A 24,224-nucleotide genomic window follows, 5' to 3' on the forward strand; every position below is an offset into this window, starting at 1 on the left:
CACCCCGGAATCCGCCGTGTCGGAGAGCCGGAGGGACACGTCCGGGAGTACGGCCAGGGATACGGCTGAGCAACAGGGACACGGCTCAGCCCCCCGCGACGACCGCTCCCGGAACGCACGCTCCCGCGACGAGCACTCCCGCGACGCACGCCCCCAGGACTCCCGCCCCCGGGACCCACGCCCCCAGGACTCCCGCCACCGGGACCCACGCCCCCAGGACCCCCGCCCCTGGACCGCGCTCTGGGTCACCGCCCTCGCGCTCCCGCCCCTCGCCCTGCTCGCCGCCGCCTCCTGGTTCGGCCGGTGGGTGCGGCCCAGCGCCGACGACTGGTGCTTCCTCCCCGCCGTACGGGACGACGGCATCACCGGCCTGGTCGGGAAGTTCTACTTCGACGACAACGGGCGTGTCGCCAACGCGCTGCTCGTCGGCGCCTACGCGAAGTTCCAGGTCGCCGGGCACCAGTGGTACCCCGTCATCAGCGGGGTGCTGGTGCTCGCGGTCCTCTGGGCGGTGACGGTCGTCGCGCTGCGCCGGGGCGGGATCACGGTGCCGCGCGGGCTGCCGCTGCTGGTCGCGGCGATGGTGACCGCGCTGTTCCTGTTCGTCACGCCGAACACGTACAAGACGTTCTACTGGCCCGCCGCCTCCGTCTCGCACACCCTGCCACCGGTCCTGGCCTGCGCCGCGCTGATCCCGCTGCTGCTCGCCCGTACCCGCCGGGGCCGGGGGTTCGCCCTCGCCACCGTCCTGGTCGCGGGCGCGTTCCTCGCCACGCTCTCGGAGGAGACGGCGATCGTGGTGGTGATGGTGCTGCTGGCCACGCTGCTGCTGAGCGTCCGGCTGGTCCCCGCCGCTGAACGGGGGTTCGTCCGCCTGTGGTGCGGGGCGGGCATCGCCGGAACGGTGGCGGGCGCCCTCGTCCTCATCACCTCACCCGGCTCCACCCGCCGCCGGGAACGGTTCGGCGCGGAGACCACCTCGCTGCTCGCCCCGGACTCGCTCGCCGCCTCGCTGCGCGCCTTCGCGGAGATCACGGTCCAGACGGTCACCACCTGGCAGTACGTGGGCGCGGTCGCCGTCGGCGTACTCCTCGGCCTGCTCTGCGCCCACCGCGACGGCCGCACCCCCGCCCCGCCCGCCCACGGGCCCCTGCTCGTCTGGACCGCCCTGCTCACGCTCCTGGTCTCCGGCTATCTGTGCACGGTGATCGCGTACCCGGTGTTCCAGGACCGGGTGAGCGACCCGAGCGCCAACCGGCTCTGGAACGACTACCTCCTGCTGTACGTGGTCCTCCTCGTCGGAGCCGGGGCGCTGGGCGGCCTCGCGGTGCGGCGGTACGTAGGCCGTACGGCCGCGGTCAAGGCCGTATGCGCCGCGCTCTGCGTCCTGGTCTGCTTCGGCCCGGCGGTCTCGCTGCTCAACCTGGACACCAACATGCGGGCCCGGGCGGAGAAGTGGGACGCGCAGGACCGGCGGCTGCGGGAGGGCGCGGCGGACGGCGAGCGCGTGATGCCGTACGAACGGCTCGTCATCAGCGCCATGCTGGAGCCGTTCAGCCGGGGCGGGGCCAACTACTGGCCCGGTGGGTGCGTGGCGGACTTCTACGGGCTGGAGCGGGTGACGGACGGGGCGCGAACGCCTACTCCTTCGGGCGCTCCCGGTGCTCCCGGCCCTTCCGGTGCTCCTGGTCCTGGCGTTCCTCCTCATCCTTCCGGGAGTTGAGCCGGGCGGCCCGCCGGGTCAGATGGTCACGCTCGGCAGTGTTCTGCGCCTTGCGGGCGGCCTCGGCGTACAGCTTCGCCGCCGTCTCCAGGTCCCCGTCGCGCTCATGGAGGTACGCGGACACCGCCGCGTACCGGGGCAGCGAACCGTCCAGCTCCGCGAGGGCGGCGAGCCCGGCGCGCGCCCCGTCCGCCTCGCCCACGGCCACCGCGCGGTTGAGCCGGACGACCGGACTGCCGGTCAGCCGCACCAGCTCGTCGTACCACTCCACGATCTGCACCCAGTCGGTCTCCCCGGCGGTGGGCGCGTCGGCGTGGAGCGCGGCGACGGCGGCCTGGGCCTGGTACTCGCCCAGCCGGTCGCGCGCGAGGGCCGCCTGAAGGATGCGCACCCCCTCCGCGATCGCCTGGGTGTCCCACTGCCCCCGGTCCTGCTCGGCGAGCGGCACCAGGCTGCCGTCGGGCCCGGTGCGGGCGGCGCGCCGGGCCTGGTGGAGCAGCATCAGGGCGAGCAGCCCCGCCACCTCCGGGTGGTCGATCACGGCCGCGAGCTGCCGGGTGAGCCGGATGGCCTCGGCGGCGAGGTCGACATCGCCGGAGTACCCCTCGTTGAAGACCAGGTAGAGGACGCGCAGCACGGTGGAGACATCGCCGGCCCGGTCGAACCGCACACCGGAGACCGTGCGCTTGGCCCGGCTGATCCTCTGCGCCATCGTCGCCTCGGGCACCAGATAGGCGCGGGCGATCTGCCGGGTGGTGAGCCCGCCGACCGCGCGCAGGGTGAGCGCGACGGCGGACGAGGGCGTGAGGGAGGGGTGCGCGCAGAGGAAGTAGAGCCGGAGCGTGTCGTCGGTCCCGGGGGCGGGACCGGGCGGCGGCTCCTCCTCCACGAGGTCCTCGCGCCGCCGCCGGGAGGCATCGGCCCGCGTCGCGTCGAGGAACCGCCGCCAGGCCACGGTGACCAGCCACCCCTTCGGGTCGCGCGGCGGATCGGCGGGCCAGACCCGCACCGCCTCGACCAGCGCTTCCTGTACGGCGTCCTCGGCCGCCGCGAAGTCGGCTCCGCGGCGGACGAGGACCCCGAGCACGCCCGGCACGATGCTCCGGAGCAGCAGCTCGTCCACCGGCTCGGCCCCCTCCGCGATCTCGTTCATCGGATCAGGTCACTCCGAGATGGTGGGCGGCGCGGTCAGGAAGGGGCGCAGCTCCAGCCACTCGTGGATCGGCTTCCCGCCCGCGCCCGGAGCGGCCGACAGCTCACCGGCCAGCTCGACGGCACGTTCGTACGAGTCCACGTCGATGATCATCCACCCGGCGATCAGGTCCTTGGTCTCGGCGAACGGCCCGTCGGTGACCGGCGGCCGCCCCTCCCCGTCGTACCGGACCCAGGCACCTTCCGGCGCGAGCGCCTGCCCGTCGACGTACTCCCCGGACTTCTCCAGCCGGGCCGCGAAGTCGTTCATGTACTGGATGTGCGCCGAGACCTCCTCCGGCGTCCACCGGTCCATGGGCACGTCGTTGACGGCCTCCGGAGCGCCCCGGTAGTGCTTGAGCATCAGGTACTTGGCCATGGGATTCTCCTCGGTGCGGGGCTGCCGGTCGGGGCCGCCGTGGTCGCTTTCACTACGGGGACGGAGCCGAGGGCGGGTTCTCGACATGGCCGCCCGAACTTTCTTCACCTTCTCTCTTCGAGGTCCGTGGCGACGGCCTTGACGCGGCCGGGAAGTCCGCGGCGGAGCGCGCGGGGCGCCTCGGGCAGGGCACCCCGCGCGGCTCTCAGTACCCGAAGATCATCTTGTACGCGACCTCCGGAAGGAACTGCCCGGCCACGGACCCGCCGCCGACTCCGCAGTTCCCGTCGGACTCTCCCGGGGTCTTCAGCCACAGCAGCATTTCCGCACCGCCGCCCCCGCCGCCGGTCTGGCTGACGGCCCCGGTCCGCCGCCCGCCGGGGTTGCACCACTCGCCGTCGGAGCCGTTGCCGTTGCGGCTGGTGTCGATGACGTACGGCTTCGAGTAGCCGTAGGAGGAGGCCAGCGCCGAGCTGATGGCGTTGCCGTAGGCGGTGTTCTCGCCGGTGGTGAAGTAGTTCGAGATGTTCAGCGAGAAGCCGTGCGCCTCGCGGGCCCCGGCGCCGTCGAGGTGCTGGGCCATGGTGGCCGCGCCGATCCAGGCGGGGTTCCCGGCGTCCAGATACGTCCAGGTGTTGGGCGCGCGGTCGCGGAACTGGGCCAGGGCGCCCCGTAGCATCCCGTTGCGCTCGTCGATCTGCGCCTGGCTCAGACAGCTGAAGTCGCCCAGAGAATCGGGTTCGATCACCACGAGCGCGGGCCGGGAGCCGATGGCGGACGCGAAGGCGGATATCCAGGAGTGGTACGCGGCCGGGGTCCCCGCACCCCCGCCGGAGTGGCCGCCGCAGGCGTCGCGGCCGGGGATGTTGTACGCGATGAGCACGGGCAGCTTGTCGGCGGCGTCGGCGGCGCCCACGTACGAGCCGACCGCCGCCCCGATGTCCCCGCTCCAGGCGCCGAACCAGCGGGCCATGGGGCGCGAGGCGATGGAGTCCCGGATGGCGGCGGCGCGTCCGTCACCGGGGTTGGCGGCGGCCCAGACGGCGGGGGCCGCGTTCGGGTCCGTATAGAAACCGCTGGTCATGCCGGTGGGGTCGGCCGGTACGGCGGCCGCGGCGCTGGACGGTCCGGTCCCGAGGGGGAGGAGCAGACAGACGAACGCCGAGGCGGCGAGCGTACGGAGGAGTCTTCTCACGAGTGCGGCCCTTCTCTGGGAGCGCTCCCATTCGGCGGCGGCCCGGCTGTGGTGGGGGGAGGGAAGCGCGGGGGTGGGGGTGGGGGAGGTGCGCGCGGCGGACCCCTGGGGCGTTGTCGGTCCGCGCACTGCCGCCGTCAGTCGAGACGGTGACAGGAGGGCCTTCGGCTGTCAATGAGTTGGTGAGCGCCCGGCTTTCCGGCGTGGGCCGGGCTTCCTCAGGGGCCGCCTGGGGGACTCCCTCAGGGCCGTGCGACCAGAGAGGTATCCGTATATGTCCCATAGTCTGACCTTTCCGCAGCATAAGCGCATGAAGATGGAGAGGAGGGAAGAACAAACTTCCTTCGGCTCCGACATCTGACAGGAGAGAAAATGCGTGGCGTTCTGGTGGGCGTGGTGGGCACCGTGGTGGTGCTCGGAGTGGCGGTCGCGGTGGCCGTTCCGGAGGCCAAGGAGTGGTACGAGGGGCGCCATGAGCAGACCTCGTCCTATGCCACGGGCAAGGCGGCGAAGAGCGAACGCGAGTCCGTTCCCCGCTGGCTGCCGGACAACGCGGCCTCCGTCGAGTACGCCATGCGTACCACCGGCGGCGAGCGCATCCTGAAGGCCACGCTCAGCGACGCCCGGCTTCCGGCGTCCTGCGAGCTGCTCGACGGCAAAAAGAAGGCACCGGCCCCGGAGCTCAGCGCCTCCTGGTTCCCCTCGGCCGCCGTGAACGGTGCGCAGGGCCGCTGCGGCTCCTATTACGTATCGCTGGAGGACCACACGCTCTACGCGTGGCAGACGAACGACGACTGGATCGAGGAGAACCGCCGCCACGCGCAGTAGGGCAGTAGGACAGTCCCGTTCCCGGCTTCCCGTTCCGTTTTCCCGCAGCTGTGCGGGCTGAGGGCGTTCCCGGCCCCTTCCCGGGCATACAGGCTGGAGGCGTCCCCGCCCCGCCCCTGCTCCTCCCGACCGTGCCGCGCACCGTGCGGCCGACCACCCGAGGTCACCAGTGATCGCTTTCGTACCGACAGCAGTTCTCCTCCTCTGGTTCTGCTGGGGCGTACGGCAGGACCGCCGCCAGTTCCGCAACGCGGTCCTGCTCGGCCTGACCGTGCTGAGCCTGTCGTTCGCCCTGCTGACCCAGGTGGACCGACTGCCGGGGAACCTGGCCGTCCTGGTGTACTCGCTGGTCTTCCTCGTCCCCGCACTGGCGGTCGTGGTCCTCGGCGGCTTCCTGGTGGGCAACGGCCTGACCATGGTCCGCAAGGAGGGGCGCAGCCCGGCCAACCTCCTGTCGGGGCTGGCGGGTCTGGGCATCTTCGCCGTACTGGCACTGGTGGTCACCGCCGACTACGTCGGAGGCTCGCCCGCGTACCAGTCCTTCATCCTGGCGGTCGTCCTGGTCACCGGTTACATCGCCTTCCTGTTCCTGTGCTTCCTCGCCTACGCGTTCCTGTACGGCCGCATCCGCGTACGCGGCGACGTGGACTTCGTGGTGGTGCTGGGCTCGGGCCTCATCGGCGGCGAACGGGTCCCTCCGCTGCTCGCCTCGCGCCTGCGGGCCGGACACCGCATCCAGGCGCGGCAGGCGGCCCGGGGCGCGGCACCTCCCGTCCTGCTGGTCTCCGGCGGACAGGGCCCGGACGAGAAGCTCCCGGAGGCCGAGGCCATGGGGCGCTGGCTCGTCGGTGACGGTGTCGACCCGGCTCTCGTCCTGGAGGAGACGGAGTCCCGGACGACCACCGAGAACCTGCGCTTCAGCCGACGGCTGATGGAGGAGGCCGACGAGCGTTATGTCTGCGTCGTGGTGACCAACAACTTCCACGCCTTCCGCGCGGCGATGACCGCCCGCCGGGAAGGGGTGCGCGGCCAGGTGATCGGCTCCCCGACCGCCGCGTACTTCTGGCCGAGCGCCACGATCCGGGAGTTCGTCGCGGTCTTCTGGGAACACCGGCTGGTCAACGCCGTCCTGTGCGTGCTGCTCGTGGCCCTGGCGGTGGCGGCGGGGACGGGGATGCGCTGACCCCGGCAGCCCCTCCTGACGGGGCCTCCTGCTACAACCTCCGTATGACGTACCGATTCACGGCTCGCGAGGCCGGCGCCGAGGAGGACCCCGACGGGTACTTCGTCGAAGCGTTCCTGGCCGAGGGCGGGGACGAGGACGGCGGCGGCTTCGTCCTGATGTTCATGGCGGGGGAGGAAGAGCCCGACGAGCAGGACGTGGCCCTGGGGCTGGACACGCACTGCCTGGTCACACCGGATCAGGGCACGGCCTACGGCTGCGTACGCGAAGCCGTCCTCACCGGCAACGTCCTCCGCGTCTCGCTCGCCCCCAAGGCGCTGGCGGACCTGGGGCTGACGGACAGCGAGATCGAGGCGGTCATCGAAGCACCGGCCGAGGACATCGCCCTGTTCCGGGAGATGCTCGCCCGGGTCCTCGCCTACGGCCGTGCGGACGCCCTGCCCATGCTCGTGGGCCTTTGAAGCGATTCGCCGCCATCGACGGCACGGGCAGTACGGCCTGTACGGGCAGGTGGGGGACCGGTCAGTGGAGCACACCGGCCCGCCTGGTCCCCGAGAGTCATCCGCCCGCCGCACACCGCCAGATGACCGGATACGCGGTCTCGGGCTCGTCCGGGTCGGGGAGCCCCGTGGCGTAGCCGCCGATGCGGCCGTCGTCGGCGACGGCGTGCGCCTCCGCCGTGCCCAGGGGGTGCAGGCGCGGCAGCTTGATCGCCGGGCGGCCGGTCGGCCACACCAGCGCGGCCCCGCTCTCCTCCCCGGGCCCGGCCCAGCGGTTGGGCGCGTACCCGGCGGTCAGCCGGCCGTTCGGGCTGATCGCGGTGAGGTACCCCTCGGCCCCCAGCTCCGGTGGCACGGCGGCCTCGGCGGGCGGCCGGGTGTACGGGCGGTCCCAGTGGACCGGGGAGCCCCAGGTGAAGAGGCGGTGGCCCACCACACGGCCCGTACGGGAGATGTCGGCGGCCACGGAGGAGTAGCCCTCGCCGGGCGCGGCCTCCGGGAGCAGCGTCCGCGCGTGGCCGGGCGGACCGGCCTTCCAGACGAGCCCGACGCCGACCCACTCGCCGCCCACGTACCGGCTGCCGCCGCCGATGACCGTACCGGCGTCGTTGATGCCCACCGCCGTGAAGGCCCCGCCGTACTCGCCGGTGGAACCGTCCACCGTGAGGTGCCGCAGCACGGCGTTGTTCTTCCAGAGCACCCCCGTGCGCCCGGAACCCGCCCCGGTGGTGACCCCGGCGATGACACCCGAGTCATTGACGTCGTTGGCGGCGGTCCCGCCCGGCAGCAGCTTCACCCCGGAGCCGCCGATACGGAAGCTGAACGCGCTGGTCGCGCCGGTGCCCGGGTGGTGCAGCGTCCCGACCATCAGCCCGTGCCGGTTGACCGCCGTGACCTCCCCCGAGAGGTTCCCGGGCGGAAGCGGCACGCGGTGGACCTTGGTGCCGGTCCAGTACACGGGGACCCCACCGCTCGACCCCGCGGAAATCCCCGGGCGCCCCAGCGCCCTGACGACGGCGAAACCCCCCGGGAGACGCCCGAGCGTCCGCGGAACCGGGTTCGCACAGCCCGCAGAGCCCGTGGCAGGGCCCGTACGGCCGTGGGGCGGAGCGGTGGCGGTCGCGGTGGGGCCCGCCGCGACCGTCAGACCGGCGGTCAGCAGTCCGGCGACGAGGACGCGCGCCGTCCGGAGGCGCCGGAGCACCACGACCTGAGGTGCGGGTATCGGCGGTACGTCCTCGCCGGGTCTTCCTGCGATCATGAGCTGCACACTCCCGGGTCCAGGGCATCGACCTGCTCGTCCTGCGGCTGATGGTGACCGGAACGGCCCGCCGCTGTACGGGATTTCCGCACGCACTACGCAGATGTGGCCGGAGCCGCCGCTCACGCGCATGCGATGCGGATACGCGTACCGCATGACGCCGCTGTCCACCTGTTCCACTCGCTCCGCCCGCTCCGATTGTCAGAGGCTCCTCCTACATTGAGATCCATGGAGATCATCACCGAGCGGGTACTCGCGGAGGCATGGCAGCGGACGGCCGGGCGGCACCCCCTGCTCGCCGAGGTCGGACCGCCGCCCGTGGTGCGTGCGGAGGCCGAGCTGGAGGAGTGGGCCGAGCGGGCCGAGGAGGAGATCGCGGAGACCGGGGAGGAAAGCGGCGCCCTGTGCCTGCTGCTGGACGAGGACGGCACGGTCCACGGCCATCACGATCCCTACCTCGAGGACTTCGCCACCCGCGACCTCGACCAGCTGCTCTACCTGATCGCCGAGGCCGGAGTGCGCCGACGCGGCGGCAGCCCCGAGGAAGTGGCCGACGCGCTGGGCCGGATCGATCCCGGGTGGGGCAGACGGTTCCGCGGTGGCGGCCTGGACGACCCGGGAACGGTCGAGCCGTGCGGGCGCGACCCGCTGGACGGGCTCGCCTGGATAGCCCGGTCCTGGCGCGATCAGTCCCCGTACACGACGCTCGCCTTCTACCGCGCGGCGCCCGGACACACCGTCGACGCCGAGCAGTTGGCCCTGCTGTACGGGGCCGAGCCCGGGCAGGTCGCGGCCGGTACGCGGCTGAAGGACCTCCGGGCCGTGGACGACGGCCGGGCCCACGGGGACCGCCAGTGGAAGAGCTGCTGCTTCGGGCTGGCGGGCGAGTGGACGTTCCTCCTGCACCACGAGACCCCGCCGGGGGCCTTCGCCGACAAGGAGGCGTACGCGGCGCTCGGGATCAAGGAGAGCGTCCACCTGGAGGCCACCTCCGCGAAGGCCATCTACACCTTCGACCACGTGCGGGACGGCCGCCGTGTCGACGACGACCGGGGCCTGCTGGAGCTCATCTGGTACGAGCCCGGCCGAGCCCCCTACCCGCGGGGCGGCGAACTGGACTTCCTCAACCGGGCCGTACGCCGCGCCGAACTGGACCACCCCGAACTGACCGACTCCTTCGAGCTGTACTTCCACGCCCTGGAGCAGTCCCTCGGCCTGCGCCTGCCGCGCCGGGACTTCGAGGAGGGGGAGGTGCGGGCCGCGTACTGGGCGGAGAAGTAGCCCCGAGCGCGCAGCCGTGCGTCCGTCAGTCCATGTTCCCTGCCGGTGGAGCGCCGGAGGCGATTGCTTGGAGGGTCGCTACGTGGCGGGTGAGGGCCGATGGTGACGGCCAGGCTGTAGAGGCCCGCTCCGGCCGCTGTGGTCACCGAGTAGAACGCCCGGTAGTGGCGGGGCAGGACGGAGCGGGTTGCCACGAAGATGCTGAGAGCCAGCAGCGGAAGCATGAGCAGGAAGGGGACAGGGGCGGGAGCGGTGTACGAACCCCTGGGCTGAATGACCAGGCCGTACACCGCCACCAGTGCCATCATGGCCACGCCCAGGAGCAGGATCAGTGCCGTACGAGGGCGTTGGCCGGTTCTCCGTATACGCGAAGTGGCTGTTTCGGCGGAGGCGAGGGCCTCGCACGCCTGGTCCTGGTTCATCGTGGTGACTTCCCGCTACGGCTGTGGCCGGGGGAGGCCACTCCGTCTCTCCGCCCCCGGCCACAGCGTGCGCACCACTCGTGGTGAACTTCCTTACGCACCAAGGGATTTCACCATGGCGCATACCTGCCAAGGCGGCAAGTGCTTGTTGGGGCGGAATGTCATCGGCTCATTCAGGCCGCCGATTGATTCCGCGTGGAGCTGCTACTGGCCGGGCAGTGGCGCGGTGCTGGAGTGGTCGATGACGTTGCCGTTGGAGCAGTTGTTCTTGTGGTTGCCGGTCCAGTCGCTCATGGCGGGCACCACGGCGAGTTCTTGGATGCACACGTCAGCGGCGGTGAAGTTCCAGTTGTTCGCGGCGTTGACGCCGCTGCCGAAGTTGCTGTCGTTGTCGGCGAAGGCGGGCGGGGCGGCGGAGAGGGCTGCGGCGGCCAGCAGGCCGCACGTGATGATCTTTCGCATGGCCGATGAACGCGCCCCGCCCCCGTAGGTCACGCGGCCATCGGCCGAATGTGAACGGGCCCGGTGCCGGAGCTGGCTTTCGGCCCGTCATTTCTCTTTCAGCGGAGAATATGTGGCCCTGCTCTCGGTGCTGCCGCAGTGGCGATCCGGCTGCGGGAACGGTCCCGGATTCCCGGGGCCTCGGCATTCGTTTCTTCGAGGGGGAACCATGTCAGCAGTGCGCAGGGCCCTGGCCGTCCTGGCCGTGACCGCGCTCGTCTCGCTCGGATTCACCGGCACCAGCTACGCCGATCAGTGCGAGTGGCCGTGGGACGGGGGCTTCTACTGCCAGAAGTACTAGGGCCTGTCCGGCCCTGATCCGCCGGACACGCCCTAGGTGTATTGCCCTGTGAGGTTGGGGACGCGGGTGGCGGGTGGTTTGCCTGCGAGCGCGGTGTGTCCGCGGTGGTGATTGTAGGTGTGCAGCCAGGCGGGGAAGGCGTCGCGTCGTTCCTGTTCTGAGCGGTAGGGACGGGCGTAGGCCCATTCGTCCAGCAGGGTGCGGTTGAGGCGTTCGACCTTGCCGTTGGTCTGGGGCCGGTAGGGCCGGGTTCGCTTGTGGGCGATCCCGGCTGCTGCCAGGGTGTCGCGCCAGGTGTGGGACTTGTAGCAGGCGCCGTTGTCGGTCAGGACGCGTTCGACGGTGATTCCGACGCCGGTGAAGTAGGCGTGGGCCCGCTGCCAGAAGGCGGTGGCGGTTTCCTTCTTCTCGTCGGTGAGTATCTCGCTGTAGGCCAGGCGGGAGTGGTCGTCGACGGCGGTGTGGATGTACTGGTAGCCGACACCGGACCTGGTCCTGCGGCCCGCCGGGCGGCCCAGGACTTTGTGGCCGCCGCCGTCGGGGATGTTCCCGAGTTTCTTGATGTCCACGTGTACCAGCTCGCCGGGGCGGTCGTGTTCGTAGCGGCGTATGACGCGGCCGGTGGCCCGGTCCAGATGCTTCAGGCGGGCCAGGCCGAAGCGGGTCAGGACCCGGTGCACGGTCGAGGGGGCCAGGTTCAGCAGGTGCGCGATGCGGGCTGGTCCCCAGCGCCGCAGGACTCTGACCTTGATGATCCGGCGTTCGGTTCGGGTCGCGGTCCGGCGCGGGCTGTGGTGCGGGCGGGAGGAGCGGTCGCTCATGCCGGCCTCGCCCGTGGCCCGGTAGCGGGTGGCCCACCGCTGGGCCGTGGTGGGCGAGACCTGGAAGCGTTCTGCCGCGCGTCGAAGAGGCCAGCCATCCTCGACCACGCAGCGGGCCAGACGCAGGCGGCCGGTCTCGGTCAGAGGTGCATTACGGTGGGGCACGAGGGCCTTTCGGTCAGGTGTAGACGTCGCAATCCACACCGAACCGGCAGGCCCTCACCCATTTCAAGATCCCTCAGCCGAGATGTACCTCACCGTCCACAACCTCCCGGGACAGAACACCTAGGGATGGTCCGGCCCCGACCCGCCGGACACCTCTTGGCCGTGTCCATCGCTACGGCACCGGGGGCTTGGTCCCGGGCCCGGCACGGAGGCCGGGGCCAGGCCCGTTTGGATGCGGCCGGTAGCCTGCGGCCATGTCCGCCCCCTCGCCCCTCGGCGTTCCCACCCGCAGTGACGGTGACCCTGACCGTGTCGCCCTCGTCGTTCCAGGCGTCGGTTACTCGCCCGCCAGGCCACTGCTGCACTTCGCGTGCAGCGTTCTCCGCCAACACGGCTGGAAGGTCCAGGAGTTGTGGTGGCAGGTTCCGGGCGACTTCCCGCAGATCCCCGTGGCCGACCGGATCGCGTGGGTCGAGCGGCAGGTCACCCGGGCCATCGACGCCGAGGCGGGCGCCTGCCGCCTTCTCGTCGGCAAGTCCCTGGGCTCCCTCGCCTGCGGTATCGCAGCCGACCGGAACATCCCGGCGGCCTGGCTCACCCCTGTCCTGACCCTGGACCATGTGGCCCGTGCTCTCCAGCGTGCCCAGGCCCCGACGCTCCTGGTCGGCGGTACCGCCGACCAGATGTGGGACGCGCGGCTGGCGGAGTCCCTGCCCCACGAAGTCCTGGAGGTCCCCTCGGCGGACCACTCCCTGGAGCTCGCGGACGACGCCGAGGGATCGGTCGAGGTAATGCGGCAGGTCGTCTCCCGGCTTGACCGGTTCATCGGCTCTCTCGCCCGTTAGACGTCCGCGGAATCAGGTACGTCGTCGGAGGAGGCCCCCGCCGCGGCCGGTGCTGTCGAGGCACCCCTGAAGCCGCGGTCCAGAACCACCGGGAACGTCCGGACAGCAGATGCGAGCCAGGCGTCGATCTCGTCGTGCGACGACCTGATGGCGTCGATCAGTTCCATGACCGATTCCAGCTTCCGGCTGCCGACGTTCAGGCGCAGTTCCTCGACGGACACTTCCTGGTACGTCATTCTCAGCTGCCACCAGAACCGCATGAGGTAGCGGCACTCCTGCTGATCCCGGTCGTCCGCGAAGCGGCTGTGGATCACTGCTTGGACGCACCGCTGCTGGTCCTCATCGCGGAAGCCGTTGCTGAGGTCGGTCAACGTCATGGCTGGACCCTAAGGGCCTCCTGCCCGGCGGATCACGCCGGGTGGCCCGCCGGTGCTGGATCGCTGTATCGACCCGCCGGACAAGGAGCCGGGTGAAGCGGGTCGGGGCCGGCGGCAAATCCCTCGACACGGGTCGTGGTGATCGGGGACGCTTCGCGCGATGACAAGGATCGATGACACACCGCCCGCGTGGGACGAGCGCACCCAGCTCACCACGTTTCTCGACTACGCACGTGGCACCGCTCGCGCCAAGTGCGAAGGCGTCTCCGCGGAGAACGCCCGCAAGGCGCTCCTGCCGGGCTCACCGCTGATGACCATGAGCGGAGTGATCAACCACCTCCGCTGGGTCGAGTACTACTGGTTCCAGGTGATCTTCCTCGGCGAGGAGGACCTGGCCCCCATGACGGATGAGGACCCCGACCGCGAGATGCGGATCGCCGTCGACTACCCGCTCACGCAGCTGCTCGACGAGTACGCCGAACAGAGCGCCCGCTACCGCGAACTGGTCGCCGGAACCGACCTGGACGAGCGGGCCCGGGGGACCATCCGTAACGGCCTCCATGTCGACCTGCGCTGGATACTCCTCCATCTCACCGAGGAGACGGCCCGCCACAACGGCCATCTGGACATCCTGCGCGAGATGCTCGACGGTGCGACCGGCTACTAGGCCGTATATCGGGAGTGAATCCTGTGCATAGGGTGTCGGCATGTCGCTGAGCCGCATAGCTCTCTCGTCCGGACGTTCGATCGAGCTCACCGAGCTGCGAATGTCCTCGACCTATGCAGGGACGCTGGAGGGCTACCCGTGCAAACTCATCAACGACATGAGGGTCAGGGGTCTCCAGCGGCAGGCTGAGCGGGCGTTTCCCACCAGGCCGGTTCATCTGGTTTCACCCTCCCTCGAGTACCCGGACCAGACCGCCGGCGCCTTCGGCCCCGTTGAGGTACTCCCTTCCGTGGCCTGCACCGGGGTCTTCCGTTCGGCAGCGGTCGCCTCTGAACTCGACCCGGTGCTGCACCGTTCCGCTCTCACCGTGGTCTGGTTCCAGACCGGCTTGGACGTCCCTTCGGGCGAGGACGCCGACCTCGGGCTGCGTGGCATTCGCTGGGAGGAGCTGGCCCAGGACTACGAGCTCTAGCTGTTCTGTCCCGGGAGGTTGTGGACGGTGAGGTACATCTCGGCTGAGGGATCTTGAAATGGGTGAGGGCCTGCCGGTTCGGTGTGGATTGCGACGTCTACACCTGACCGAAAGGCCCTCGTGCCCCACCGTAATGCACCTCTGACCGAGACCGGCCGCCTGCGTCTGGCCCGCTGCGTGGTCGAGGATGGCTGGCCTCTTCGACGCGCGGCAGAACGCTTCCAGGTCTCGCCCACCACGGCCCAGCGGTGGGCCACCCGCTACCGGGCCACGGGCGAGGCCGGCATGAGCGACCGCTCCTCCCGCCCGCACCACAGCCCGCGCCGGACCGCGACCCGAACCGAACGCCGGATCATCAAGGTCAGAGTCCTGCGGCGCTGGGGACCAGCCCGCATCGCGCACCTGCTGAACCTGGCCCCCTCGACCGTGCACCGGGTCCTGACCCGCTTCGGCCTGGCCCGCCTGAAGCATCTGGACCGGGCCACCGGCCGCGTCATACGCCGCTACGAACACGACCGCCCCGGCGAGCTGGTACACGTGGACATCAAGAAACTCGGGAACATCCCCGACGGCGGCGGCCACAAAGTCCTGGGCCGCCCGGCGGGCCGCAGGACCAGGTCCGGTGTCGGCTACCAGTACATCCACACCGCCGTCGACGACCACTCCCGCCTGGCCTACAGCGAGATACTCACCGACGAGAAGAAGGAAACCGCCACCGCCTTCTGGCAGCGGGCCCACGCCTACTTCACCGGCGTCGGAATCACCGTCGAACGCGTCCTGACCGACAACGGCGCCTGCTACAAGTCCCACACCTGGCGCGACACCCTGGCAGCAGCCGGGATCGCCCACAAGCGAACCCGGCCCTACCGGCCCCAGACCAACGGCAAGGTCGAACGCCTCAACCGCACCCTGCTGGACGAATGGGCCTACGCCCGTCCCTACCGCTCAGAACAGGAACGACGCGACGCCTTCCCCGCCTGGCTGCACACCTACAATCACCACCGCGGACACACCGCGCTCGCAGGCAAACCACCCGCCACCCGCGTCCCCAACCTCACAGGGCAATACACCTAGCGACTGTCTCTTGACGGGGCGTAACCGGAGGATCATGTTCTCCCTGAGGGGCGGTGCTCCTGGTGGGTTCCGGCCTGTGCGGTCCTCGCCGCGTGCGAGGTGGTCCTCGTAGATCCGCACCTTGTGGCGCATCACATCCAAGGTCTCGTGCAGTTCCTGGATCTTGGCCTCCACGTGGTTCTCGTGCCGACGCGGCAGCTCAAGTCGCTCGTGTTCGTTGCCCGGGCCTCGGGCCAGCTCGATGCACTGCCGGATCGTCGCCAGAGGCCGGCCTGGCGGAGTTCGGACGGATCGACGTCGTCGTCAACAACGCAGGCTACGGCCTCGTGGGCGCGGTCGAGGAGACGTCCGACAGAGCCGCCCGCGCTCTCTTCGATGTCAACGTGTTCGGCGTACTTAACACCTTGCGGGCGACCCTGCCGACGTTGCGCGCCCAGCGATCCGGACATGTCCTGAACATTGGCTCCGTGGGCGGCTTCGCCACGGCGCCCGCGGCGGGCTTGTACGGGGCGTCGAAGTTCGCCATCGAGGGCATCTCCGAGGCGCTGCACGGCGAGCTGGCCCCGCTGGGCGTACGTGTCACGATCGTGGAGCCGGGCGGCTTGCGCACGGACTTCCTCAACAGCTCGAGCATGCGGGTCGAACCGGCCTCCATCGCGGACCACGTCGTCGGCGCGGGCCCGGTGCGCGAGGCACTGGCCCACCACGACGGCCGTCAGCCAGGAGATCCGGTGAAGGCGGCGAAGGCCATCGTCGACATCACCGAGGTCACCGAGCCGCCGCTGCGACTGCAGTTGGGCGCGGATGCGATCGAGCGTGTCGAGGCGAAGCTGGACCGGGTGCGCCGTGAACTTGACGAATGGCGCCACGTGGCGCTCTCCACCGGTATCTGAACCGTTCCGGGTCCGGCGGGGACTCGACGCGGAGCGGGCGGACCGGGACATCCGGGGCGGCTGTCCGGCCGACCGGTTGGCGACCGTGATCAACGCTCTTGTCACAGCGGCACCGGGCCAGGAATGCTGGAGCGGTGCCAGGGCAGCGAAAACGGAAACGTCAGCAGCGGGTCGCGGGTCGCGGCAGTCTCGGCGCGGGCCGCTGGGAGGTGCTTCTCGAGACGCAGGACGAGTCGGAGTGGCATGCTCACCTGCGTCTTCTGCGGGCCGGGCGGGAGCGGATCGACTGGTCCATGACTCGGGTGGACACCTGCTGCGGACGCCTGATGCAGGCGACCACGTACCGGTTGAGTCTGTTCGTTCCCGGCCCCGGGCCGGGACCCGGTGGGGAACAGTCCGGCCCTTGATCTCCTGAGGCGCTCGAGACGCTTTTCCGGTGCGGGAGTCAGGACTCCGTCGGGTTGCTGTTCAGCTTTCGCCGTTCCCGGCGGTTGGGGTGGCGGATGACCACTCCTCCCGCGCCGCCGGTCCCGGTGAGCCGGATCAGGGGAGTCCCGGGGAGCCGGTCGGGCGTGGTCTCGTTCTTGAGGCCGCCGAAGCCGGGGTCCATGCCTCCGGCGTCCGTGGCCCAGGAGTCGGGGATGACGACCGTGACACCGGATGTCTCCCCGTACGCCTCCACCGCGATCTCCGGGAGGCGGCACTCGACCCGGGTGAAGTCGATCTTCACGCCGCCCACGCCTCCGTGAGCGATCACGCGGCCGGGAACCTCCCACCGCTCGGGGCCTCGGGAGACGCCGTAGATGCCGCCCTTGAGCACCAGCGGCGGCAGGCTCGCAGCGGAGACGGAGTCCGGCTTCGGCAAGTCGTCGGTCAGGGCGGCCAGTTCGCCGTGGGTCCTGGACTTCAGCGCCAGCTCCACCCGGGAACCCAGCTCATCGAGATCGATGCGCCCCTCGGCCGCCGCGTTGCGCAGCTGCTCCACGACCGCGTCCCGGTCGTCGTGAGAGGCGCGGAGCTTTCCGGGCGGAGCAGGGCGCGGCGGGAGCTCCGGGGGCTGGGAAGTCATGCCCACCAGGATAGGCAGGCAGCGGACGGGGCGGGGGCTGCTCGTCTCAGCACTGCCTGGAGCCTCTCGGCTCGGCAGAGGGCTGTGCGGCGTGAGCGCCGTCGGCCGCCGGTCACGCGTGCCCAACGCTCTTGGACGGCCGACAACTTACGCTCGAACTCGGCATCCCCCGTCCGGCTGGTGAAGGCCCCGGGAATCGTGAGCGGACGCCCACGTCCCCGTACGGCCCTCAGGTCCCACCAGGAGCCACTGCGCGTGAGATGCAGGCGCTTCTCGATCCGGGGGATCTCGCTCCAGGGAACCGGGCGTCGGCTCACGAAGGCGCGGAACTCCATTCCCTCCGCGGTCAGGCGCGTCCGGCCGTATCCCCGGTTGAGCATGAGAAGACCGAGGCCGACCGGGCGAGCGTGAGAAGGCCGGTGCCCTGCCGACGAGGGCGCGTGCGGTCGGCCGCGTTCGGCCGGGGTGCCCGGTGCGCTCGTACACTGACCGGCATGGCATGCCGCATCAGCGAACTGGTCATCGACTGCACCGACCCCGAACGGCTCGCCGCCTTCTGGAGCGGCGTCCTCGGCTATGTCGAACTCGGCCGCGAGGATGACGGAAGCATCGAGATCGGGCCGCCCGGCACCGGCTTCGGCGGCCCGCAGCCCACCCTCGTCCTCAGCCCCGGCGGCGAACCGCGTACGGGGAAACTCCGGCTGCACATCGACGTCAACGCCACCGACCGCGACCAGGAAGCCGAGCTGGAGCGGCTGCTCGCCCTGGGGGCCAGGCCCGCCGACGTGGGCCAGAGCGGTGAGGAGAGCTGGCACGTTCTGGCCGACCCGGAAGGCAACGAATTCTGCCTCCTGCGCAGGCGGCTACCGCCTCTCTGACCGTGCGCCCTCCTCCGGCGGCGCGGGAGTGCCGTCCGTACGGGCGTGGACGCTCACCGCGTAGCCGCTGCCCGGGTGGTAGGTGTCGCCGCTCCACGTGGCGTACCGCTGGAGCAGGGAGAGCCCGGCCCGGGTGCACCAGGCGTCGAACTCCTCGACGGTGACCGTCGGTTCCGGCAGGGGCAGGTGGGCCGCGTCCAGGCCCATGCCCGTGACCAGCAGTCCGCCGGGGCGCAGGGCGGCGGCCAGGTGCCGGATCACGGCCGGTTCCGTGCCGGGGGCCAGGAGCGGGATGACGTTTCCGGCGGCCAGGGCCAGGTCGTAGCCCGGCTCCAGGGCGAGGGTGTCCAGGTGGGCCAGGTCGCCCAGGAGCCACTCCTGGGCGGGCGCCTGGCGGCGGGCCACGGCGAGCATCGAGGCGTCGGCGTCCACGCCCGTGCAGTGGTGGCCCAGCTCGGTGAGCCGGATCGCGATCCGGCCGGTCCCGCAGCCCGCGTCGAGAATCCGTGCGGCGGGCTTCAGCAGGGCCTCGCAGAAGGTGGCCTCGCCGTGGACGTCATGGCCCGATGCGGCGAGCCGCGCGAAGCGCCGGGCGTACTCCTCGCCGGTTCGTCCGCCGGTCAGTTCCGCCCAGCGGTCGGGTTGCCCAGTCATGTGCTGTGTGCCTTCCGGTCGGCCGTCCTGGAAAGCACGAGCGTTCCGTCTCGGCGTTCCCGTGTCCAGCGGGACTCGATCCGGGGCTCGATCCCGGGTGGCGGGGCGGGGGAGTGGCGGAGGCGGGCGGAAGGGCGGAGGCGAACCGTTCCTCCGGGCGGGTGAGCTTGGCGGTTCCGTCCGTCGTGTCGGCGGCGCCTCCCGCGCGGAGGCGCCTTCAGTAGGTGGAACGAATCAGTGTGATCAACTGCAAATGCCACCAAACAAGCACTATCCGGTCCATCCGGTACGGGGTGGTCCGGGCCGGCCCCGGAGGTATCAGCCATGTCCCACGTCGGCGTCCCGCGCGGGACGGTACGTAAGCGCCGCTCGCTCGCGCTCCTCACGACGGGGGTGCTCACCATCCCGGTACTGGCGGGGTGCAGCTCCGGTACCGAGGAGACCTCCCGGGGGGTCCCGCAGGACATCGCCCCCGCCGCCCGCGACCGGGTCGCCGACGGATCGACGGTGAACTGGGCGGTCGACGCGATGCCCACCACCTTCAACGCCTTCCAGGCGGACGCCGACAGCGCCACCACCAGGATCACCGGGGCCCTGCTGCCCACGCTCTTCCCGATGGACGCGGCCGGGCAGCCGAAGCTCAACCCGGACTACCTGGAGTCCGCGAAGATCATCGAGCGCGAGCCGAAGCAGGTCGTGCTCTACAAGCTCAACCAGCAGGCCGTCTGGAGCGACGGCCGCGAGATCGGCGCCCCCGACTTCGTCGCCCAGTGGCGGGCGCTCAGCGGCAAGGACTCCGCCTTCTGGACCGCCCGCAACGCCGGGTACGAGCGGATCGAGAAGATCGAGCGCGGCTCTGACGACCTCCAGGTCAGGGTCACGTTCGCCAAGCCGTACGCGGACTGGCGCTCCCTCTTCTCGCCGCTCTACCCGAAGGAGATCACCGGCTCGCCGGACACCTTCAACGACGATGCGCGTACGGCCCTGAAGAAGACCGCGGGCCCCTTCCAGCTGAAGAGCGTGAGCAAGGCCAAGAAGACCGTCACCCTCACCCGCAACCCGCGCTGGTGGGGCCAGAAGGCCAAGCTGGACAGCCTCGTCTTCCGCGCGGTCGCCCCCAAGGACCGGGCCAAGGCCCTCGCCGACGGCACCGTGCACGTCACGGACATCGACGCGTCCACCGCCAACCGCATCGCCCTCGCCGTCCGTGACGCGGGCAGCAACGGCCAGCCGCTCACCCACGGCCCCGGCGCCGACCGCACCGCCGCCGACGCCACGCGCTCCTGGGCCCTGGCGCACGGCTCCGACAAGGAGCAGGCGGAGATCGCCCAGGCGGCCCGGGAGAAGAACCGCAAGGCCGTCGCCGCGTACGGGGCCGAGCAGAAGGCCCTGCGCAGTTACGTCGTACGCAAGTCCCTGGAGCCCGCCTACACCCAGCTCGCCCTGAACGGCGAGTCCGGCCCGCTCGCGGACGACCGGGTGCGCCGGGCGGTGGCCCGCGCCCTGGACCGGCAGGAGATCGCCGACACCGTACTGAAGCCGCTCGGGCTTCCGGCGAAGCCGCTCGGCAGCCACCTGGCCCTCGCCGGGCAGCCCGGCTACAAGGACGGCAGCGGGGCCCTCGGCAACCAGAACACCGAGGAGGCCCAGGCGCTGCTGGCCGACGCGGGCTGGACCCGGGGCGGCGCGGCCCAGAAGCCGAAGGACACCAAGGCGGGCAGCGAGGCGGACAAGACGGAGAAGGACGACGAGGACGCCACCAAGAAGGACGCCACGAAGGAGAAGGAGGACAAGGACGCTGTAAAGAAGGAGAGCGAGGAGGACAAGGAGAACGAGGAGAAGAAGAGCGAGAAGAGCGAGGCGGAGGACGACGAGAAGAAGGCCGACAAGGCCGCCTCCGGCTCCGACGACAGCGCCTCCTCCCGCGCCGAGGGCCTCTACATCGTCGGCCAGGACGACAAGCCGGGCGCCCGGCCCGTACAGGTCCCCTACGCCTCCCAGGCCGCCGCCCAGGGCATCGCCCTCCTCCGCCGCGCCGACGACACCGACCGCGCCGACACCGACCGGGCCGACAACGCCAACGGGGACAGCGCCGACGCCGCCGCCAAGGTCACCGCCCAGGACAAGCAGTCCGGCGGCGCCCCGGGCGCGTACGCCCCCAAGGGCACCGCCGCCCCCGCCCCCGCCTCGGTCAACGGACCCCTCGGCAAGGACGGCAAGACGCTGACCCTGCGCTTCGTGCTCCCCTCCGGGCCCGGCTCGCAGTCGCTGCGCGGCGTCGGCGAGCGGATCGCGGTGATGCTGGAGAAGATCGGGATCGGTACGGAGATCACCAAGGTCCCCGACGAGAGCTACTTCAAGGACCACATCGCCTCCGGCGACTACGACCTGGCCCTCTACTCCTGGCCCGCCACCGCCTACCCGGCCACCGACGGGCGCCCGATCTACGCCAAGCCGGAGCCGGCCACCGACGGGTCGCTCCTCGTCGAGCAGAACTACACCCGGGTGGGCACCGACCACATCGACCAGCTCTTCGACCAGGCGGTCGCCGAGCTGGACGAGAAGGCCGCGCGGGAGCTGATGAAGCAGGCGGACGCCCGGATCTGGGCCGCCGCGGGATCGATTCCCCTCTTCCAGCGCCCGCAGCTCGTCGCGGTGGACAAGAAGCTCGCGAACGTCGGCGCCTTCGGGTTCGCGGCCCCCCGCTACCAGGACATCGGGTTCACGGACCGGCAGGCGGCGGGTGCCCCGGCCGACCGGAAGGAGTAGCGGGTCACCGGAGCGGGGCGGTGCGTGACACCGTGAGGAAGAGCGCGTGACGCCGTAAGAAAGAGCAGGTCAACGGTGTGCGCAAGCTCAGTTCCTGCTCAAAACCCTTGCCCGCCGGCGACCCCGGCGGGCAAGGTGGTATCCGCCCTGACCCGGACCGTTCGACCCTCCTCACACCCTCCCCGCACCTTCCCCCCACGCGGACCCATGCGGACCCCATGCGGACCCATGCGGCCTTCCGCCCGGCCGTCCCGGCTCCTTGACACCGGCTGAATATCGCCTGAATCACACGGGAAGACCGCCTGCGCGGATCGGCCCGGGAAGCCCGGCACGCGCAGGGCCCGTACCATGGGACGAGCCGTGGCGTGCCGCCCGGCGGGCGTACGAGGACTCGAAGACCGACTGAGACGCCTGATCCCACGATCCGAGAGAAGCGCAAGCCACCCATGCCCACGCGCCACGACATCCGTAACGTAGCCATCGTCGCCCACGTCGACCACGGCAAGACCACGCTGGTCGACGCCATGCTCAAGCAGGCCGGCTCCTTCGCCGCGCACGCTGCCGAGTCGCTCGACGACCGCATGATGGACTCGAACGACCTGGAGCGTGAGAAGGGCATCACGATCCTCGCCAAGAACACGGCGGTGAAGTACCACCCCAAGGACGGCGGGGACCCGATCACGATCAACATCATCGACACCCCCGGCCACGCCGACTTCGGTGGCGAGGTCGAGCGCGGTCTCTCGATGGTGGACGCGGTCGTCCTGCTCGTCGACGCCTCCGAGGGCCCGCTGCCCCAGACCCGCTTCGTGCTGCGCAAGGCGCTGGCCGCGAAGATGCCGGTCATCCTCTGCATCAACAAGACGGACCGGCCCGACTCCCGGATCGCCGAGGTCGTCGACGAGACGTACGACCTGTTCCTGGACCTGGACGCCGACGAGGACCAGATCGAGTTCCCGATCGTCTACGCCTGCGCCCGTGACGGCGTCGCCTCGCTGACCAAGCCCGAGGACGGCACCGTCCCGCAGGACAGCGAGAACCTGGAGCCGTTCTTCTCCACGATCCTCAGCCACGTCCCGGCCCCCGAGTTCGACGAGGAAGCGCCGCTCCAGGCCCACGTCACCAACCTGGACGCCGACAACTTCCTCGGCCGTATCGCGCTCTGCCGCGTCGAGCAGGGCGAGCTGCGCAAGGGCCAGACCGTCACCTGGATCAAGCGCGACGGCACCATGTCCAACGTCCGCATCACCGAGCTGATGATGACCGAGGCGCTCACCCGCAAGCCCGCCGAGGTGGCGGGCCCGGGTGACATCTGTGCCATCGCCGGTATCCCGGACATCATGATCGGCGAGACGCTGGCCGACCCCGAGAACCCGATCGCGCTGCCGCTCATCACGGTCGACGAGCCGGCCATCTCGATGACCATCGGCACCAACACCTCGCCGCTCGTCGGCAAGGGCGGCAAGGGCCACAAGGTCACCGCCCGCCAGGTGAAGGACCGCCTGGACCGCGAGCTGATCGGTAACGTCTCGCTCCGCGTCCTGGACACCGAGCGCCCCGACGCCTGGGAGGTCCAGGGCCGCGGTGAGCTCGCGCTCGCCATCCTGGTCGAGCAGATGCGCCGCGAGGGCTTCGAGCTGACCGTCGGCAAGCCCGAGGTCGTCACCAAGCAGATCGACGGCAAGACGTACGAGCCGATCGAGCGCATGACGATCGACTCCCCCGAGGAGCACCTCGGCGCCATCACCCAGCTGATGGCGACCCGCAAGGGCCGTATGGAGACCATGACGAACCACGGCTCCGGCTGGGTCCGCATGGAGTGGATCGTTCCTTCGCGCGGCCTCATCGGCTTCCGTACGGAGTTCCTGACGCAGACCCGCGGTACGGGCATCGCGCACTCCATCTTCGAGGGCCACGAGCCGTGGTTCGGCGAGCTGCGCACCCGCCACAACGGTTCGCTGGTCGCCGACCGTGCGGGTTCGGTCACGCCGTTCGCGATGGTCAACCTCCAGGAGCGCGGTGTCATCTTCACCGAGGCCGGTACCGAGGTGTACGAGGGCATGATCATCGGCGAGAACTCCCGCGCCGACGACATGGACGTGAACATCACCAAGGAGAAGAAGCTCACCAACATGCGTGCGGCCTCCGCGGACACCACGGAGAACGTGGTCCCGGCCCGCAAGCTGTCGCTGGAGCAGTCCCTGGAGTTCTGCCGCGAGGACGAGTGCATCGAGGTGACCCCGGAGACCGTGCGTATCCGCAAGGTCGTCCTGGACCAGAGGGACCGCGCCCGCACCGCCTCCCGCGCCAAGCGCTGACGCGGCGGCCCGCGCCGGGCGTCCGGCGTGGAGCCCCGCGCCAAGCGCTGACGTACGCCCCGTACCGGGCGCCGAGACCTCCTCCGTGCCCGGTGGGGCGGCCCCGCCGCCCCGGAGCCGTACGCTCCGTATTCACGGGGCCCGGCGGCCCGTCAGGTCTCGTTCGGACGGACCGTCAGCACAGGCATTGACAGAGGGCCCGGCCCACCACGGAAACTGTGGTGGGACCGGGCCTTCGCCAATCGTTTTTCCTGGCCGAGCTGTCCGGATATCGGAGGTAGCTCTCCGGAACATGTGTTAACAGTCCGTTTCGGGCGTGTCTGTCTGGGATCGCTTTGTCCGGATTTCGGGCACACAGGGTGGACTGATGTTGTCAAACCGAGACCCTTTAAGTGTGGTTTACAGCCCGGTCGTACTCAATAGTTGGCTCCATTGAGCTCGGGTCAATGGGTCACGC

The 24,224-nt window shown here is 70.7% G+C and carries 21 protein-coding genes and 2 pseudogenes; 14 read left to right on the forward strand and 9 right to left on the reverse strand.

The annotated features are described in order from the left end of the window. Positions 1-274: 274 nt before the first annotated feature. Positions 275-1,636: pseudogene (locus tag B7C62_24215) on the forward strand (hypothetical protein). Positions 1,637-1,709: 73 nt separating this feature from the next. Here the strand turns inward: B7C62_24215 and B7C62_24220 are convergent. The 3 genes and pseudogenes from B7C62_24220 to B7C62_24230 all read right to left on the reverse strand — a co-directional run bounded on the left by B7C62_24220 (position 1,710) and on the right by B7C62_24230 (position 4,488). Beyond that, positions 1,710-2,846 (reverse strand): annotated as a pseudogene (locus tag B7C62_24220) (RNA polymerase subunit sigma-24). Positions 2,847-2,885: 39 nt separating this feature from the next. Next, positions 2,886-3,293 (reverse strand): hypothetical protein, encoded by a 408-nt coding sequence (locus B7C62_24225; GenBank protein ID ARF74993.1) that lies wholly within the window; start codon positions 3,291-3,293, stop codon positions 2,886-2,888. 205 nt (positions 3,294-3,498) lie between these two features. After that, the gene (locus B7C62_24230; protein ID ARF74994.1) at positions 3,499-4,488 is read right to left on the reverse strand and encodes an endoglucanase; all 990 of its coding nucleotides are present in this window, start codon (positions 4,486-4,488) and stop codon (positions 3,499-3,501) included. A gap of 372 nt (positions 4,489-4,860) precedes the next feature. On the opposite strand from B7C62_24230, the gene B7C62_24235 reads away from it, so the two are divergent. The 3 genes from B7C62_24235 (at position 4,861) to B7C62_24245 (ending at position 6,960) form a co-directional block, all read left to right on the forward strand. After that, the gene (locus B7C62_24235; protein ID ARF74995.1) at positions 4,861-5,316 is read left to right on the forward strand and encodes a hypothetical protein; all 456 of its coding nucleotides are present in this window, start codon (positions 4,861-4,863) and stop codon (positions 5,314-5,316) included. Between the two features lie 169 nt (positions 5,317-5,485). Further along, complete coding sequence (locus B7C62_24240; protein ID ARF74996.1) at positions 5,486-6,499, forward strand: hypothetical protein; 1,014 nt, start codon at positions 5,486-5,488, stop codon at positions 6,497-6,499. Positions 6,500-6,543: 44 nt separating this feature from the next. Beyond that, a complete protein-coding gene (locus B7C62_24245; GenBank protein ARF74997.1) occupies positions 6,544-6,960 on the forward strand; it encodes a hypothetical protein in 417 nt (138 codons plus the stop codon). A 97-nt stretch (positions 6,961-7,057) separates the two neighbouring features. Here B7C62_24245 and B7C62_24250 read toward each other — a convergent pair whose 3' ends face one another. Further along, complete coding sequence (locus tag B7C62_24250) at positions 7,058-8,206, reverse strand: hypothetical protein (GenBank protein ARF74998.1); 1,149 nt, start codon at positions 8,204-8,206, stop codon at positions 7,058-7,060. A gap of 282 nt (positions 8,207-8,488) precedes the next feature. Between B7C62_24250 and B7C62_24255 the strand changes: the two genes are divergently transcribed. Next, on the forward strand, positions 8,489-9,541 hold the full coding sequence (locus B7C62_24255; GenBank protein ARF74999.1) for a hypothetical protein: 1,053 nt from the start codon (positions 8,489-8,491) through the stop codon (positions 9,539-9,541). Positions 9,542-10,167: 626 nt separating this feature from the next. Here the strand turns inward: B7C62_24255 and B7C62_24260 are convergent. Next, positions 10,168-10,425 (reverse strand): hypothetical protein, encoded by a 258-nt coding sequence (locus tag B7C62_24260; GenBank protein ID ARF75000.1) that lies wholly within the window; start codon positions 10,423-10,425, stop codon positions 10,168-10,170. 372 nt (positions 10,426-10,797) lie between these two features. Continuing rightward, on the reverse strand, positions 10,798-11,751 hold the full coding sequence (locus B7C62_24265; protein ID ARF75001.1) for an IS481 family transposase: 954 nt from the start codon (positions 11,749-11,751) through the stop codon (positions 10,798-10,800). Positions 11,752-12,005: 254 nt separating this feature from the next. On the opposite strand from B7C62_24265, the gene B7C62_24270 reads away from it, so the two are divergent. Next, a complete protein-coding gene (locus tag B7C62_24270) occupies positions 12,006-12,596 on the forward strand; it encodes an alpha/beta hydrolase (protein ARF75002.1) in 591 nt (196 codons plus the stop codon). On the opposite strand, the gene B7C62_24275 is transcribed toward B7C62_24270, so the two are convergent. Next, positions 12,593-12,973: a hypothetical protein gene (locus B7C62_24275; GenBank protein ARF75003.1), complete on the reverse strand. Its 381-nt coding sequence runs from the start codon at positions 12,971-12,973 to the stop codon at positions 12,593-12,595. The two genes, B7C62_24270 and B7C62_24275, sit on opposite strands and share 4 nt — an antisense overlap. A gap of 160 nt (positions 12,974-13,133) precedes the next feature. On the opposite strand from B7C62_24275, the gene B7C62_24280 reads away from it, so the two are divergent. From B7C62_24280 to B7C62_24300, 5 genes are all read left to right on the forward strand, one after another. Then, positions 13,134-13,640 (forward strand): mini-circle protein, encoded by a 507-nt coding sequence (locus tag B7C62_24280; protein ARF75004.1) that lies wholly within the window; start codon positions 13,134-13,136, stop codon positions 13,638-13,640. Between the two features lie 40 nt (positions 13,641-13,680). Continuing rightward, positions 13,681-14,112 carry a hypothetical protein gene (locus tag B7C62_24285; GenBank protein ARF75005.1) on the forward strand — a complete coding sequence of 144 codons (432 nt, stop codon included), beginning with the start codon at positions 13,681-13,683 and terminating at the stop codon, positions 14,110-14,112. A gap of 120 nt (positions 14,113-14,232) precedes the next feature. After that, positions 14,233-15,186, forward strand: coding sequence for an IS481 family transposase (locus B7C62_24290; GenBank protein ID ARF75006.1), 954 nt, complete (start codon positions 14,233-14,235; stop codon positions 15,184-15,186). Positions 15,187-15,278: 92 nt separating this feature from the next. Further along, on the forward strand, positions 15,279-16,079 hold the full coding sequence (locus B7C62_24295) for a short-chain dehydrogenase/reductase (GenBank protein ARF77355.1): 801 nt from the start codon (positions 15,279-15,281) through the stop codon (positions 16,077-16,079). Positions 16,080-16,213: 134 nt separating this feature from the next. Beyond that, the gene (locus B7C62_24300) at positions 16,214-16,486 is read left to right on the forward strand and encodes a hypothetical protein (protein ARF75007.1); all 273 of its coding nucleotides are present in this window, start codon (positions 16,214-16,216) and stop codon (positions 16,484-16,486) included. Positions 16,487-16,524: 38 nt separating this feature from the next. On the opposite strand, the gene B7C62_24305 is transcribed toward B7C62_24300, so the two are convergent. Then, entirely contained in the window at positions 16,525-17,148 is a 624-nt protein-coding gene (locus B7C62_24305; protein ARF77356.1) for a hypothetical protein, read from the reverse strand. Between the two features lie 494 nt (positions 17,149-17,642). On the opposite strand from B7C62_24305, the gene B7C62_24310 reads away from it, so the two are divergent. Further along, the gene (locus B7C62_24310) at positions 17,643-18,026 is read left to right on the forward strand and encodes a glyoxalase (GenBank protein ID ARF75008.1); all 384 of its coding nucleotides are present in this window, start codon (positions 17,643-17,645) and stop codon (positions 18,024-18,026) included. Here the strand turns inward: B7C62_24310 and B7C62_24315 are convergent. After that, positions 18,012-18,680 (reverse strand): SAM-dependent methyltransferase, encoded by a 669-nt coding sequence (locus B7C62_24315; GenBank protein ARF75009.1) that lies wholly within the window; start codon positions 18,678-18,680, stop codon positions 18,012-18,014. The genes B7C62_24310 and B7C62_24315 overlap by 15 nt on opposite strands. Before the next feature lie 324 nt (positions 18,681-19,004). Here B7C62_24315 and B7C62_24320 point away from each other — a divergent pair, with 324 nt between their 5' ends. Continuing rightward, complete coding sequence (locus B7C62_24320; GenBank protein ID ARF75010.1) at positions 19,005-21,449, forward strand: hypothetical protein; 2,445 nt, start codon at positions 19,005-19,007, stop codon at positions 21,447-21,449. 446 nt (positions 21,450-21,895) lie between these two features. Next, positions 21,896-23,767 carry a GTP-binding protein TypA gene (locus B7C62_24325; protein ID ARF75011.1) on the forward strand — a complete coding sequence of 624 codons (1,872 nt, stop codon included), beginning with the start codon at positions 21,896-21,898 and terminating at the stop codon, positions 23,765-23,767. Positions 23,768-24,224: the final 457 nt, after the last annotated feature.

This window comes from Kitasatospora albolonga (assembly GCA_002082585.1).
GTDB classification, from domain to species: Bacteria; Actinomycetota; Actinomycetes; order Streptomycetales; family Streptomycetaceae; genus Streptomyces; species Streptomyces stephensoniae.

What these genes read in the sequence shown, in the direction of transcription:
- B7C62_24285 (ARF75005.1), top strand. Translation starts at nt 13,681, where the DNA reads ATGTCGCTGAGCCGCATAGCTCTCTCGTCCGGACGTTCGATCGAGCTC.
- B7C62_24320 (ARF75010.1), top strand. Translation starts at nt 19,005, where the DNA reads ATGTCCCACGTCGGCGTCCCGCGCGGGACGGTACGTAAGCGCCGCTCG.
- B7C62_24260 (ARF75000.1), bottom strand. Translation starts at nt 10,425, where the DNA reads ATGCGAAAGATCATCACGTGCGGCCTGCTGGCCGCCGCAGCCCTCTCC.
- B7C62_24310 (ARF75008.1), top strand. Translation starts at nt 17,643, where the DNA reads ATGGCATGCCGCATCAGCGAACTGGTCATCGACTGCACCGACCCCGAA.
- B7C62_24245 (ARF74997.1), top strand. Translation starts at nt 6,544, where the DNA reads ATGACGTACCGATTCACGGCTCGCGAGGCCGGCGCCGAGGAGGACCCC.
- B7C62_24280 (ARF75004.1), top strand. Translation starts at nt 13,134, where the DNA reads ATGACAAGGATCGATGACACACCGCCCGCGTGGGACGAGCGCACCCAG.
- B7C62_24255 (ARF74999.1), top strand. Translation starts at nt 8,489, where the DNA reads ATGGAGATCATCACCGAGCGGGTACTCGCGGAGGCATGGCAGCGGACG.
- B7C62_24305 (ARF77356.1), bottom strand. Translation starts at nt 17,148, where the DNA reads ATGACTTCCCAGCCCCCGGAGCTCCCGCCGCGCCCTGCTCCGCCCGGA.
- B7C62_24225 (ARF74993.1), bottom strand. Translation starts at nt 3,293, where the DNA reads ATGGCCAAGTACCTGATGCTCAAGCACTACCGGGGCGCTCCGGAGGCC.
- B7C62_24270 (ARF75002.1), top strand. Translation starts at nt 12,006, where the DNA reads ATGTCCGCCCCCTCGCCCCTCGGCGTTCCCACCCGCAGTGACGGTGAC.
- B7C62_24325 (ARF75011.1), top strand. Translation starts at nt 21,896, where the DNA reads ATGCCCACGCGCCACGACATCCGTAACGTAGCCATCGTCGCCCACGTC.
- B7C62_24235 (ARF74995.1), top strand. Translation starts at nt 4,861, where the DNA reads ATGCGTGGCGTTCTGGTGGGCGTGGTGGGCACCGTGGTGGTGCTCGGA.
- B7C62_24315 (ARF75009.1), bottom strand. Translation starts at nt 18,680, where the DNA reads ATGACTGGGCAACCCGACCGCTGGGCGGAACTGACCGGCGGACGAACC.
- B7C62_24275 (ARF75003.1), bottom strand. Translation starts at nt 12,973, where the DNA reads ATGACGTTGACCGACCTCAGCAACGGCTTCCGCGATGAGGACCAGCAG.